The 12,109-nt window shown below is 67.9% G+C and carries 14 protein-coding genes and 1 pseudogene; 9 read left to right on the forward strand and 6 right to left on the reverse strand.

Features of this window, described 5'->3' with window-relative positions; all coding sequences use genetic code 11:
* Positions 1-36: 36 nt before the first annotated feature.
* Positions 37-267 carry a hypothetical protein gene (locus U4Y91_RS32160; RefSeq protein ID WP_321808436.1) on the reverse strand — a complete coding sequence of 77 codons (231 nt, stop codon included), beginning with the start codon at positions 265-267 and terminating at the stop codon, positions 37-39.
* A 255-nt stretch (positions 268-522) separates the two neighbouring features.
* Between U4Y91_RS32160 and U4Y91_RS32165 the strand changes: the two genes are divergently transcribed.
* The 7 genes from U4Y91_RS32165 to U4Y91_RS32195 all read left to right on the forward strand — a co-directional run bounded on the left by U4Y91_RS32165 (position 523) and on the right by U4Y91_RS32195 (position 6,081).
* The gene (locus U4Y91_RS32165; protein ID WP_321808437.1) at positions 523-954 is read left to right on the forward strand and encodes a YciI family protein; all 432 of its coding nucleotides are present in this window, start codon (positions 523-525) and stop codon (positions 952-954) included.
* Between the two features lie 143 nt (positions 955-1,097).
* Entirely contained in the window at positions 1,098-1,904 is an 807-nt protein-coding gene (locus U4Y91_RS32170; protein WP_321808438.1) for a DinB family protein, read from the forward strand.
* Positions 1,901-2,632, forward strand: a complete 732-nt coding sequence (locus U4Y91_RS32175; protein ID WP_321808439.1) for an alpha/beta hydrolase — start codon at positions 1,901-1,903, stop codon at positions 2,630-2,632. Before U4Y91_RS32170 ends, U4Y91_RS32175 begins: the two co-directional genes overlap by 4 nt.
* Positions 2,633-2,778: 146 nt before the next feature.
* A complete protein-coding gene (locus U4Y91_RS32180; protein ID WP_321808481.1) occupies positions 2,779-3,627 on the forward strand; it encodes an alpha/beta hydrolase family protein in 849 nt (282 codons plus the stop codon).
* Between the two features lie 144 nt (positions 3,628-3,771).
* A complete protein-coding gene (locus tag U4Y91_RS32185; protein WP_321808440.1) occupies positions 3,772-4,671 on the forward strand; it encodes a LysR family transcriptional regulator in 900 nt (299 codons plus the stop codon).
* Between the two features lie 52 nt (positions 4,672-4,723).
* Entirely contained in the window at positions 4,724-4,999 is a 276-nt protein-coding gene (locus tag U4Y91_RS32190; protein ID WP_415750520.1) for a carboxymuconolactone decarboxylase family protein, read from the forward strand.
* Between the two features lie 74 nt (positions 5,000-5,073).
* Positions 5,074-6,081: an aldo/keto reductase gene (locus U4Y91_RS32195; RefSeq protein ID WP_321808441.1), complete on the forward strand. Its 1,008-nt coding sequence runs from the start codon at positions 5,074-5,076 to the stop codon at positions 6,079-6,081.
* Positions 6,082-6,300: 219 nt separating this feature from the next.
* Here the strand turns inward: U4Y91_RS32195 and U4Y91_RS32200 are convergent, their stop codons facing one another.
* Together U4Y91_RS32200 and U4Y91_RS32205 are read right to left on the reverse strand one after the other, a co-directional pair.
* Positions 6,301-6,531, reverse strand: coding sequence for a hypothetical protein (locus U4Y91_RS32200; RefSeq protein ID WP_124666872.1), 231 nt, complete (start codon positions 6,529-6,531; stop codon positions 6,301-6,303).
* 279 nt (positions 6,532-6,810) lie between these two features.
* Entirely contained in the window at positions 6,811-7,716 is a 906-nt protein-coding gene (locus tag U4Y91_RS32205; RefSeq protein WP_321808442.1) for a hypothetical protein, read from the reverse strand.
* 78 nt (positions 7,717-7,794) lie between these two features.
* Between U4Y91_RS32205 and U4Y91_RS32210 the strand changes: the two genes are divergently transcribed.
* Complete coding sequence (locus U4Y91_RS32210) at positions 7,795-8,133, forward strand: helix-turn-helix domain-containing protein (RefSeq protein WP_059511964.1); 339 nt, start codon at positions 7,795-7,797, stop codon at positions 8,131-8,133.
* Between the two features lie 154 nt (positions 8,134-8,287).
* Here U4Y91_RS32210 and U4Y91_RS32215 read toward each other — a convergent pair whose 3' ends face one another.
* Positions 8,288-8,455, reverse strand: coding sequence for a hypothetical protein (locus U4Y91_RS32215; protein ID WP_321808443.1), 168 nt, complete (start codon positions 8,453-8,455; stop codon positions 8,288-8,290).
* 300 nt (positions 8,456-8,755) lie between these two features.
* Here U4Y91_RS32215 and U4Y91_RS32220 point away from each other — a divergent pair, with 300 nt between their 5' ends.
* On the forward strand, positions 8,756-10,708 hold the full coding sequence (locus tag U4Y91_RS32220; RefSeq protein ID WP_321808444.1) for a Xaa-Pro dipeptidyl-peptidase: 1,953 nt from the start codon (positions 8,756-8,758) through the stop codon (positions 10,706-10,708).
* A gap of 151 nt (positions 10,709-10,859) precedes the next feature.
* Here the strand turns inward: U4Y91_RS32220 and U4Y91_RS32225 are convergent.
* A pseudogene (locus U4Y91_RS32225) lies at positions 10,860-10,991 on the reverse strand (Zn-dependent hydrolase); the annotation flags it as partial.
* A 178-nt stretch (positions 10,992-11,169) separates the two neighbouring features.
* Positions 11,170-12,099 (reverse strand): 2-hydroxyacid dehydrogenase, encoded by a 930-nt coding sequence (locus U4Y91_RS32230; protein WP_321808445.1) that lies wholly within the window; start codon positions 12,097-12,099, stop codon positions 11,170-11,172.
* Between the last annotated feature and the right edge of the window lie 10 nt (positions 12,100-12,109).

The raw sequence follows: 12,109 nt of genomic DNA on the forward strand, positions 1-12,109 counted from the left end.
GCGTGCGGCAGCCGGCCGCCGGCGGCCCGTCGCCCGTCAGGTGCCGGTCACGACGAATTCGGCGGACGCCTTGCTCTGGATCGCGGCCATCACCGCGAGTTCGCGCTTGCTGCGCGGCTCGCCGGACACGACGCCCGTCGCATGCTTGGCCTTCGCGCCGAGCGGAAAGAACACGAACGACGCGCCGGCCGGCGCATCCGGCTCGGCCCGCAGGCGTTTGTTCAGAATCTTCAAGTACTTTTTCTTCGAGACTTCCTTCGTTGCCATGGCGCCCTCCGCATGAACGTAATGCAGATCAGCATACCAGCTTTGACCGGCGATTCCGGCGCGCCGCGGCGCGATCGACCCGTACCGGAATCAACCGGCTTGCGCGACTCGCCGCGTCATCGGCCTCAAGATTTTTTTTCGCGCGATGTCGATTCGCGCGATCGTCGCGCGTCGTAGAGTCGTAACCGATCGATTTGCCGTCCGCACGGCCGGCCGGTCGCGGATTTTCCCTTTCCCGTTCAAGGAGTCACAAAGATGCGCGTCATGGTAATCGTCAAGGCAACGGCCTTTTCCGAATCGGGCACGATGCCCGATACCGAACTGCTGGCCGCAATGGGCCAGTACAACGAGGAACTCGTGAAGGCCGGCGTGATGCTGGCCGGCGAAGGGCTGCACCCGAGTTCGCGCGGCAAGCGCGTGCACTTCTCCGGCAAGGACCGGACCGTCGTCGACGGCCCGTTCGCCGAAACCAAGGAACTGATTGCCGGCTACTGGCTGTGGCAGGTCAATTCGATGGAAGAAGCCGTCGAATGGGTCAAGCGCTGTCCGAACCCGATGCCGACCGAATCGGACATCGAGATCCGTCAGGTCTTCTCGCCTGAAGACTTCGGCGAGGCATTCACGCCGGAGTTGCAGGAACAGGAAGCGCGGCTGCGCGCGGAGATGGACGGCAAGCACGACGCGTAAGCCGGCCGCGGCCGCGGTGCCGACGCGGGATCGACGCAGGCGCCCAGACCGAATCCTCCGAACAAACGGATTGCAAACGGATTGACGGCACCTCGCCTAGTAACGTATCGTTTTGATACGTTACTAGGCGAGGCCTTGTCGTCATGCATTCCCGTTTCGACCGTTTTCGCGCGACGCCGCTCGGCACGCAACTCGAAGCGCTGATCGCGCAGCCTGAGCGCTATGTCGAATTCGCGGCGCTGTCGCGTGTCGGCGTCGCCGCGATCGGCGCGATCCAGCACGAAATCGCGCACAAATTCCCCGAAATCGAAGCCGATACGACGGCCCGGCAGTTCTGCGGCGCGATGGTCGCCGACGTGATGCGCCGCCACGGGCATGACGTCGTGCAGGCGCGCGGCCGGATCGGCGGCGCACTGTTCAGCTACGGCGCGGTATTCAGCGCATTTCCGCAGGTGCTGCCGTTCGCCGACGTCGTCGCCGAGCTGGCCGCGATGCCTGCGCGGATCGCCGCGTATGCCGCGCACTTGCCCGCCGTGCTCGTCACGCGCCGCCCGGCCGGCACGGGCTTCTCGCTCGTCGAGCACGCATGCCACCTGCGCGACCTCGACGCGGTGTTCACCGAACGCATCGAGATCGTGCGCACGCACGAGCTGCCGGTGATCGCCTCCGTCGACGGGACGGCACTCGCCGCGCAGCGCGACTACCTGGCACAACCGCTCGACGACGCGCTCGCCGCGTTCCGCACCGGCCGCACCGCGCTGTGCGCGACGGCCGCCGCGCTGCAGCCACCGGAACTCGCACGCTGCGGGCTGCGCGACGGCGTCCGCCGGATGTCGCTCGACGAACTCGTGCGCGAACTGCTCGACCACGATCGCACCCACGTGCTCGAACTCGACGAACTGCTCGCCGAACTCGAATTGCCGCCCCTTCCGTCGTCGACCGCCCAATGAGCCAGCCCACCACGCCCGTCGTCTTCGTCCACGGTTTCTTCGGCACGTTCACCGTGCCCGAATGGCCCGGCCCGCATCTCGCCCCCGACCTGCTCGGCTACGGCATCCACCGCAGCGTGCCGTTCGACGCGATCACGCTCGCCGCGCAGGTCGAGCATCTGCGGCAGGCCGTCGACACGCACTACGGCGCGCAGCCGGTCGATCTCGTCGGTCACTCGGTCGGCGGTGCGATCGCGATGCTGTTCGCCCATGCCCACCCGGCGCGCGTGCGCCGGATCGTCAACGTCGAAGGCAACTTCACGCTCGACGACGCATTCTGGTCGGCGTCGGTCGGCCGCATGTCGCCCGCGCAAGCCGACGCGATGCTCGACGGCCTGCGCAGCGATCCAGCCGGCTGGCTGCGCGGCGCGATCGACGAACCGTCGCCGCGCCAGCTCGACGACGCGCGCCGCTGGCTCGGGCATCAGCCGGCGTCGACGCTGCGCGCGATGGGACGCTCGGTCGTCGCGACGACGGGCGAACCCGGCTATCTGCAGGCGCTCGCCGAAGTTTTCGAGCGCCATCCGGTGTGGCTCGTCGCGGGCGACCGCTCGCGCGCGGGCTGGCATGTGCCGGACTGGGCGCTCGCGCGCTGCGCCGGCTTCGAGACGATCGCCGGCTGCGGGCACCTGATACCGGCAGAGCGGCCCGCCGCGTTCCGGGAGGCGCTGGCGCGCTGTCTCGGCTGACGCGCGCGGCCGCCGGCCTGCGCGCCGGCCACCTGACAACTCGTAGGATTCGCCGAAATTTGGCTGAAAGGCACGGTTGCTAGAGTCGCCAAACAGGGTTTTCCCGATGCCCGACTGCCGAACGGAAACGACACATGCGAGGCTCCATGAACCTGATACGCACGTTCTGGCTACTGCTGCTGCTCGCCGTCGCGGGCCCGGCCCTCGCCTTTCAGGCGCGGGTGGTCGCGATCCCGAGCGCGGCGATGAACGAGACGCTGAAGGCGACCGTCGTGCTGCCGGACGACTATGCGCGCCTGCGCCACGGCCCTGAACGCGCCGTCGAGCGCTTTCCGGTCGTCTACCTGCTGCACGGCTCCGGCGGCGACCACACCGACTGGACCGCGAACACGCGGATCGCCGCGCTGGCCGATCGCCATCACGTGATCCTCGTGATGCCCGACGGCGGACACGAAAGCTGGTATATCGACAGCCCGTTCGACTCGGGCAGCCGCTACGAAACCTTCGTCGGCGACGAAGTCGTGTCGTATGTCGACATGCACTTCAGAACCATCGCGACCAAGGGCGCACGCGCGATCACCGGGCTCAGCATGGGCGGCTTCGGCGCGCTGCGCATTGCGCTCGACCGGCCCGACACGTTCGGCGCGGTCGGCAGCATCAGCGGCGCCGTCGATCCGCGCTGCTGCGAGGACGAGCCCGGCATCGACCACGTGTTCGGCGATCCCGTCCGCCATCCGTCGTTCTGGAACCGCAACGCGATCGTCGAAAGCGCGCGCGCGTTCGTCCGCGCGCATCTCGACCTGACGATCGACTGCGGCCGCGACGACTCGTTCGTCAGCTCGAACCGCACGCTGCATCAACGACTCGTCGCACTCGGCGTGCCGCACGACTATGCGGAGCGTCCGGGCGGTCACACGTGGGACTACTGGGCGCATGCGATCCGCTACCAGATGCAGTTCTTCGCGACGTCGTTCCAGCACGGCGGCTACGCGTAGGATCCGCCCACCCGCGTCGCGCGCCATCCGGCCGGCGTGACGCGGGCAGCCTGACGCGCATCGCGCTGCCGCGCCCGTGGGTCGTCGCAGCGCGCGACGGACCCGATGGTAGGATGCGCAGGCATCGACCACCCGACTTCCTCCATGCCGCGCGACAACTTTGCGGACCTGCTCGCCTTCATCGCCGTCGCGCGCGAGCGCAGCTTCACGCGCGCGGCCGCCCGGCTCGGCGTGTCGCAATCCGCACTCAGCCATACGATCCGCTCGCTCGAGACGCGTCTCGGTGTGCGGCTGCTCACGCGCACGACGCGCAGCGTGGCGCCGACCGAAGCCGGCGAGCGCCTGCTGCTCAACCTCGCGCCGCGCTTCGACGAAATCGAGGCCGAACTGTCGGCGCTCGCGGAACTGCGCGACAAACCGGCCGGCACCGTGCGCATCAACGCAACCGACTACGTGATCCGCACGCTGCTGTGGCCGAAGCTGTCGCCGATCCTGCGCGACTACCGCGACCTCAAGGTCGAGTTCGTAACCGACTACGGGCTGTCCGACATCGTCGCGGAACGCTTCGACATCGGCGTGCGGCTGGGAGACCAGGTCGCGAAGGACATGATCGCGGTGCGCATCTCGCCCGACCTGAAAATGGCGATCGTCGGCGCGCCCGCGTATTTCGCGCAACGCGAGCACCCCGCGACGCCGCAGGATCTCGTCGCGCACGACTGCATCAACCTGCGGCTGCCGACGCACGGCGCGCTGTACGCGTGGGAACTCGCGCGCGGCGACGACACGCTGCAGGTGCGCGTCGACGGCCAGGTCACGTTCAACGGCACCTATGAAATGCTCGACGCGGCGCTCGCAGGCTACGGCCTTGCGTACGTGCCAGCCGAACTCGCCGCGCCGCACGTCGGTGCCGGCAGGCTCGTCAGCGTGCTCGACGACTGGTGTCCCACCTTTCCCGGCCACCACCTGTACTACGCGAGCCGGCGGCAATCGTCGCGCGCCTTCGCGCTGATCGTCGACGCGCTGCGCCATCCCGGCCATTCATGAACCGGTTCGATAAGTGCATGCGCATTCCTGGGGATTATCGATAAGCGCGTCGGTGGCTACCATCGTCGATGTCTTCCATGTCCTCCGGAGCCCTCGATGTCCGAACCGACTTCCGCCGCGCGATCGCAGCCTGATCACGGTCGCGAGCCTCGTCGCGCTGTATCGCGTGAACGAACTGCCGTTCCATCTGAAGAAGGCGCTCGACAACGGCATCACGCGCGACGAGCTGACCGAGGCGATCACGCATCTCGCGTTCTATTCGGGCTGGCCGACCGCCAGTTCGGCGCTACCGATCGCGCAGCGCGTGTTCGACGAAGCAGGCGTGTGAGCGCCACATCCGGACCGCACGCTCATTCAACCGACGTCAATCGACGCGGGCGCTCGCCCGCATGGAGCCTCACCATGGATTACCGCTATCTCGGGCGCAGCGCGCTGAAAGTGTCGCCGCTGTGTCTCGGCGCGATGATGTTCGGCGGCGAGACCGACGAAGCGACGTCGACGCGCATCATCGACAAGGCGTTCGACCAGGGCATCAACTTCATCGACACGGCCGACGTCTATCACGCCGGACGCTCGGAACAAATCGTCGGCCGTGCGATCGCGCGGCATCGCGACAGCTGGGTCGTCGCGACGAAGTTCGGCTTTCCGGCCGGTCCGGACGCGGGGCCGAACCGTCAGGGCCAGTCGCGCAAATGGATCTACGAATCGGTCGACGCGAGCCTGAAGCGGCTCGGCACCGATTACATCGACATCCTGTATTTCCACCGCACGCTGACCGATGCGCCGCTCGAAGAAGGGATGCGCGCGGTGGCAGACCTGATCCGGCAAGGCAAGGTGCGCTACGTCGGGCTGTCGAACTTCAAGGGCTGGCGCATCGCCGAGATCGTGCGCCTCGCCGACCAGTTCGGCATCGATCGCCCGGTGGCGAGCGAACCGCTGTACAACCTCGTCGATCGCACGGCCGAGGTCGAACAGTTGCCGGCGGCCGCGCATTACGGCATCGGCGTCGTGCCGTACAGCCCGCTCGCGCGCGGCGTGCTGACCGGCAAATACGCGCCCGGCGCACAGCCGCCCGCCGATTCGCGCGCGGGCCGTGGCGACCGGCGCATCCAGCAGACGGAATGGCGGCCCGAGTCGCTGCACATCGCGCGGCAGGTGGCCGAGCACGCGGCCGCGCGCGGCACGACGTCGGTCGCGTTCGCGCTCGCATGGGTGATGAAGAACCGGATCGTCAGCTCGACGATCGCCGGGCCGCGCACCGAAGCGCACTGGGACAGCTACATCGATGCGTTGACGCTCGAACTCGGCCCCGACGACGAACGCTTCGTCGATTCGCTGGTGCCGCCCGGACATGCGTCGACACACGGATACACGGATCCCGGCTATCCGGTCGAAGGGCGGAAGGTTTGATGTTCGTCTGCTGAAACCGGGTGCGCGCCGCCCGACTGCATGATGCGACGGGTGCAATGGCAGGTTGGCGGAGAATGAGCGACTGACATGCCGGACGTTGTCGTCCGGCAAGCTGGTACGTCGGCACGCCGCCGAACGTCGAATGACGCGGCGAAACGATCAGAACGAAAAACGGAAGACGACCGCGGCCGAAGCGAAAGCAGAAGCTGCGAATTCAGTTCAGTTGCCGTGCGCTGCGTCGGCGCCCACCACGCGATCGAAGAATTCCTGCGCACGCGCCAGTTCGTCGAGCGCGCGATCGAGGCGCGACATCGCAAGTGCATAGTCGGCCGACGAGATGTCGTCGTCGCTTTCGCCGCGCACGGCGCGAAACGCCTGGTCGACGTTGCGCGTCGCTTCGACGAAGCGTTGCGCGGCCCGGGCTTCCCGCGAACAGGTGTGGGTCGACATCGACACTTCTCCCTCAGGGTTGCTGTGTGAAGCAAGCCGACGCCCAGTGTGCGTGGTGCGCATGTCGGCGGCGTGAACGACGGCAAGCAGCCTGTCGATGCACGGCCACCGCGCGGCACGCTTCGTGGCGATTGTCGCTCCGCACCCGCCGATCCGCTACGGCGAGATTGCAACAAATTCTTGCGCGCGCCGAGATGGCGGCCACACGCATGCGCGTCGTTGCACGCGCATTCAGCTGCCCTGCCTGGCGTCACGCGCCGCGCATCGGCGGCGCGAACGTCATGCGCGCCCGATGCGCGGATGCGCGAGACCGCCGAACGCGGCCGCTTCAGCGGGCGACAGATCGAACAGATCGCCGGTGGGTTCGTGCGGATGCTCGGCCGCGGGCCGGCTGCGCAGCCGCGCGACATGCGTGGGCGCGACGTAGGCAGCCGCCGTTTCGATCGGCGGCACGTCGAACAGGTCGCGCGTGACGCCGCGCACGGCATCCGTCGGCGAACGGCCGCGCAAGCGCGCGACCAGTTCGACGAAGCGATCGAAATCGCCGGCGCGCGTCGCCTTGTTCACTTCGGCGAGATCGCGCGCCTTCAGCACGCACGGCTGTGCGAGCCGCACGAAATACGGTGCCTCGAGTTCGACCGACAGCGCGAGCGGATAGCTCTTGCCGGTTTGTTCCTTCGCACGCCCGATGCAGTCGACCACGGCCGCGCCCTGCGCGACGCCGAGCGGCTTGCCCGTGCTCACGCTGCGCAGGTGATCGGGGCACACGCGCAGTTGCGTGCCGATCGTCAGCGCGGTGGACGATGCGCAGACGAGCGCGTAGTGCTGTTCGCGACGCCGGCCCGACGGCAGCGTCGCGCGGCTCGCGATGAACGTGTGCGGCGGCAGCGGCCGCACCTGGCCGCTGGCGTCGACCCAGGCATTCCACAGCAGCGCGTCCTCGCGCTTGCGCTCGCCCGGCCGCGGGCGCGACGCAACCGGCGAGAACAGCGCGAGCAGCGAACCCGTGCGATGCGCGGCGACTTGCGCGCTGCTGCCGAGCGGCTGGTTGATGCCCCACAGAAAACGCCCGCCTCCGAGCCGGCGCTCCCATTCCTTGCGGAGCACGACGGTCGGCAGTTCCTCGCCGGACTCGGTACCGATCTTCGTCCAGCAGAACGTGGGAGGGAGGTGTTTCAGTGTCATCAACTTTCTCGGGATACAGCCTCGCTGGTGACAGCAAGCCCATTCAACAACCGTAACTGTATAGGTATAATGCATCGCATGGAAGCCCCGGATCACGATTTTCCTGTACAAGACCTGTTGCGCCGTCTGATGGCGGACACGCGCTCGTCCAGCGAAATTGCACGACTTTCCGGGGTCAGCCAGCCGACCGTGTCGCGCCTGCGGCTGTCGAACGGGCATCGGCTGCGGCGCAGCGCGCCATTCAACAAGCTATGCAGTTTCTACGGCGTCGATACCAGCCCGGCGCGCCGCCGCTACAACGACCTGCTGCGCGACGCGATCGTCGACGCGTGGGACGGCTCCGACGAGCACGGGCGCGCGCTGCTGGTCGTGATTCAAGGGTTGAAGGATCTGCAGGCGAAGGCCGACGACGGGTGACGGCGCGCGCAGGCGTTCATGAATGGAAGGAAGACCGAGAGCATCCGGCGATGCGGGCGATGGCGAATACGATTCGTCACCGCCCGTTTTGCATGGGGCGACAGGACGCGAAGCAACGGCAAGCGCGTCGCCGGACATGCGCGATGTCATCGCACTACGCGCGCTGCATCGGCATCCGGTTCGAAATTTTTTTACCTATGGTTAAAAAAGTTTGACACGCCGTTTTCGCTGAGATAACTTTTGCGCAAGCTTCCGGAAAGCAAACGCGAACCGGCAAGCCATCACGATGCGCGGCGCGGCCGAAACCGCCGATCCGTTTCATTCCGTCGCCGCACGCGCGTCGCGTCGTGTTTTTTCGCAGCGCAGCACCGCAGCTCGCAACATCCCCGTCTCATCGAATGATGTCGTTCCGTTTCATCTGGAAGGACGCGCGGCATGCGCGCATTTGATTTGCAGTCCTGCATGACTGGCAATGCGATACCGCCGCTTTCCGGCCGGAATCGCGCCCGTCGTTGTCCCGATGGTGCAGTTTCCTCTTCGTCGCATGCAGTAATCGGCCCGGCCCGCAGGGGGCGTATCGCGGAACGGTCGTATCCACACAATCAAAAGAACGAGGTCGGCAATGCAATTTCATATCAGAGGATCACGCAGCGCATGGCTACCCGCGCTCGTTGCAGCCGCGACGCTCGCCGCGTGCGGCGGTGACGACGGCGGCAGCGTGGCGGGCGTCTCCGCGCTCGCGCAAAATCAACAGGACGAGGCCGCTGCATCGGCGGCCGGCGCTCAATCGCTCGCAGCGCGCGTGTCACCGTCCGGCGTCCCGTACGCGAACCCGGCGAGCGGCGGACGCTACAAACCGGTGATCAGCAACGGCCAGGTACAGCCGTCGCTGTCGGGCGGCACGATCGAGGAAAACGCGTGGATCGACACGCCGGTCGACTCCGACGGCGACGGTACGCGCGACCGCATTCACGTGCGCGTCGTGCGTCCGTCCGAGACCGCCAACGGCGCGCGCACGCCGGTCATCGTGCTCGCGAGCCCGTACTACGCGGGGCTTGCCGACAGTCCGAACCACGACGTCGACGTCGAACTCGACGGCTCGCCGCATCCCGTTGCGACGGCCGCCGCCCCCGGCGGCGCGTCCACGCGGATCATGGCCGCCGCGCCGCAAGTGCGGATGCTGCAGCAGCTCGAGGCGGCCGCCGCCGGCCGTTCATGGATCGAAGGCTACTTCGTGCCGCGCGGCTTCACGATCGTCTATGCGGATTCGCTCGGCACCGCCGGCTCCGACGGCTGCCCGACGATCCTCACGCGCGACGAATCCGTCGCGATGGCGTCGGTGATCCGCTGGCTCGGCCGCGATGCGACCGCGAAGGATGCGAGCGGCAAGGCAGTCGTCGCGAGTTGGTCGACGGGCCACGTCGGCATGTACGGCGTGTCGTACGACGGCACGCTGCCGAAGATGGTCGCGAGCCTGCGCACGCGCGGGCTCGATGCGATCGTGCCGATCGCCGGGTTGTCGAACATGTACGGCTACTATCGCTCGGGCGGCCTCGTGCGCGCGCCGGAGGGCTATCAGGGCGAGGACGTCGACGTCTATATCAAGGCGCTGCTGACGAATGCGCATCCGGAGCGCTGCACGCACCTGATCGACGAAGCGCTGCAGCAGGAAGACCGCAAGACGGGCGACTATTCGCCGTTCTGGGCGGCGCGCGACATCCCGACCGAGCACGCCGTCGCGCCGGCACTCGTCGCGCAGGGGTTGACCGACGACAACGTGCGCGTCGACCAGTCGACATCGTGGTATCTCGCGATGCGGCGTCAGGGCGTGCCGACGCAGCTGTGGCTGCATCGCCTGAAACACACCGATCCGACCCGCGTGCCGGCGATGGCCGATGCGTGGACCGCCGAGGTGAACCGCTGGTTCACGCGTTACCTGATCGGCGTCGACAACGGCGTCGAACGCGATCCGCGCGCGGTGGTCGCGCAGGCCGACGGCACGCTGCTGAAGGAAACCGACTGGGCCGCGCGGCGCGCCACGCCGGTCGCGTATTTCGCGGGCGGCGACGGCACGGGCACCGGCACGCTGTCGCGGCTGCCGAGCGGCGGCCCGCTCGCGCGCTTCACCGACGATGCGTCGATTCCCCCGCTCACGCTGGCGAACGCACCGACCGGCGAGCATCGCAGCCGCTTCGAGACGACCCCGTTCCCGGCCGCGACGCGCCTGTCCGGCTCCGCGACCGCCCGCGTGCGGCTGACCTTCACCGGCGTCGCGAACGTGACGGCGCTGCTGGTCGACCGCGCGCCGGACGGCACGGCGACGATCGTCTCGCGGGCATGGACCGATCCGCGCAACCGCGTGTCGGACTGGATCTCGGCGCCGGTGCTGCCGGGGATGCCGTATGACCTGAAGCTGACGTTCATGCCGCGCGACTACACGCTCGAAGCGGGTCACAAGCTCGGCCTCGTCGTGCTGTCGAGCGACAACGAGGCGACGCTGCGGCCGGCACCGGGCACGGGGCTCGCGCTCGACCCGGCAGGAACGTCGGTGACGGTGCCGCTGGTGTCGTCCTGACCCGGAGCGCGCAAAACGGGCGCGGTGGTCCGAAGGATGCGCGTGCGATCGCGAACGATCGCACGCGCCCGAATCCAAAGGAAACGTACCCTGGGCGCCACGCGGCGATGCTGCACCGTTGCGTGGCGCCGTTCTTCATCGGCGACGCGGCTCAGCCCGCCGCAAGACACCTGAGCACGACATCCGGCAACACGTTCGCGCGCTCGACGAGCTGATCGCCGCCGGCATGTTCGCGGGGGTTGCGGCTGATCCCGCCGCGGCTCGGCACGAAGGGTACGGCAGCGATAGTCATCGATCGTCTCCATGAACGGCACACGTCCGGCAGCGGCCGGACGGCATGGAGTGCGATGTCATTGCAGCGGGATCGATGTTCCGGCGCCGAATGGCCGGCCGTGAAGCGAATTTCTTTCATTTTCGCGTGCGGGTTGCGGATACATGCCCGCGCGCCGCACGGACCGCACTCACAGCGGCGTCAGCACCGGCTCCCCGGCAAAATGCCGCGCGGCATTATCAAGAAACTGCTGGACCGAGCGATCGAGCGCCTCCGGCGACCAGCCGCCCATGTGCGGCGTCAGCACGATATTGTCGAGCGCCGTCAGCGCGCGCGGCGGCGCCGGCTCGCCTTCGTAGACGTCGAGCCCCGCGCCCGCGATGCGCCGTTCGCGCAGCGCATCCGCCAAAGCGGCGGTATCGACAACGCTGCCGCGCGACACGTTGACGAGAAACCCGCCGGGGCCGAGCGCATCGAGCACCGCGCGGTCGATCAGGTGACGCGTGCCCGCGCCGCCCGGCGTCGCGACGATCAGGAAATCGGCCCATTGCGCGAGCGCCTCGACGCGCTCGAAATAGCGATACGGAACATCCTTCCCGGAACGGTTGTGATAACCGATCTCGATGTCGAAGCCGGCCGCGCGACGCGCGCATTTCTCGCCGATCTTGCCGAGCCCGACGATACCGAGCTTCTTGCCCGACACGTTCGGCGGCATCGGCAGCGCGTCGCGCCATACGCCCGCGCGGGTTTTCGCATCGAGTTGCACGACGTTGCGCACCGCCGCCAGCAGCAGCGCGAACGCATGATCGGCGACGCAATCGTCGTTGGTGCCCGCGCCCGTCACCACGGTGATGCCGCGCGCCTTCGCATGCGCGACGTCGATGTGCTCGTAGCCGGCGCCGAGCGCGCTGACGAACGTGAGCTGCGGCAGACGATCGATTTCGGCGGCTGTCAGGCCCGTGCTGCCGTTGGTCAACACCGCGCGAATCGTGCGGCCGTGTTCGGCGATCGCGCGCTCGCGTTCCTCGGCGGTCGGTGCATGGTGGACGTCGTACGACGCGGCGATCTGGCGGTGCGCGTCGTCGCGCAGCGCGATAAGGACCAGCAGCTCGGGCTTCATGTCAGCAAGT

Origin of the sequence: Burkholderia sp. BCC1993, from assembly GCF_905339865.1 — a bacterium.
GTDB lineage: Bacteria > Pseudomonadota > Gammaproteobacteria > Burkholderiales > Burkholderiaceae > Burkholderia.

Excerpts from the sequence above, each read along its gene's own strand:
- U4Y91_RS32160 (WP_321808436.1), bottom strand. The coding sequence starts at position 267 with ATGGCAACGAAGGAAGTCTCGAAGAAAAAGTACTTGAAGATTCTGAAC.
- U4Y91_RS32200 (WP_124666872.1), bottom strand. The coding sequence starts at position 6,531 with ATGTCGACCCACACCTGTTCGCGGGAAGCCCGGGCCGCGCAACGCTTC.
- U4Y91_RS32205 (WP_321808442.1), bottom strand. The coding sequence starts at position 7,716 with ATGACACTGAAACACCTCCCTCCCACGTTCTGCTGGACGAAGATCGGT.
- U4Y91_RS32195 (WP_321808441.1), top strand. The coding sequence starts at position 5,074 with ATGGATTACCGCTATCTCGGGCGCAGCGCGCTGAAAGTGTCGCCGCTG.
- U4Y91_RS32215 (WP_321808443.1), bottom strand. The coding sequence starts at position 8,455 with ATGAAACGGATCGGCGGTTTCGGCCGCGCCGCGCATCGTGATGGCTTG.
- U4Y91_RS32165 (WP_321808437.1), top strand. The coding sequence starts at position 523 with ATGCGCGTCATGGTAATCGTCAAGGCAACGGCCTTTTCCGAATCGGGC.
- U4Y91_RS32175 (WP_321808439.1), top strand. The coding sequence starts at position 1,901 with ATGAGCCAGCCCACCACGCCCGTCGTCTTCGTCCACGGTTTCTTCGGC.
- U4Y91_RS32210 (WP_059511964.1), top strand. The coding sequence starts at position 7,795 with ATGGAAGCCCCGGATCACGATTTTCCTGTACAAGACCTGTTGCGCCGT.
- U4Y91_RS32230 (WP_321808445.1), bottom strand. The coding sequence starts at position 12,099 with ATGAAGCCCGAGCTGCTGGTCCTTATCGCGCTGCGCGACGACGCGCAC.
- U4Y91_RS32180 (WP_321808481.1), top strand. The coding sequence starts at position 2,779 with ATGAACCTGATACGCACGTTCTGGCTACTGCTGCTGCTCGCCGTCGCG.
- U4Y91_RS32220 (WP_321808444.1), top strand. The coding sequence starts at position 8,756 with ATGCAATTTCATATCAGAGGATCACGCAGCGCATGGCTACCCGCGCTC.
- U4Y91_RS32185 (WP_321808440.1), top strand. The coding sequence starts at position 3,772 with ATGCCGCGCGACAACTTTGCGGACCTGCTCGCCTTCATCGCCGTCGCG.
- U4Y91_RS32170 (WP_321808438.1), top strand. The coding sequence starts at position 1,098 with ATGCATTCCCGTTTCGACCGTTTTCGCGCGACGCCGCTCGGCACGCAA.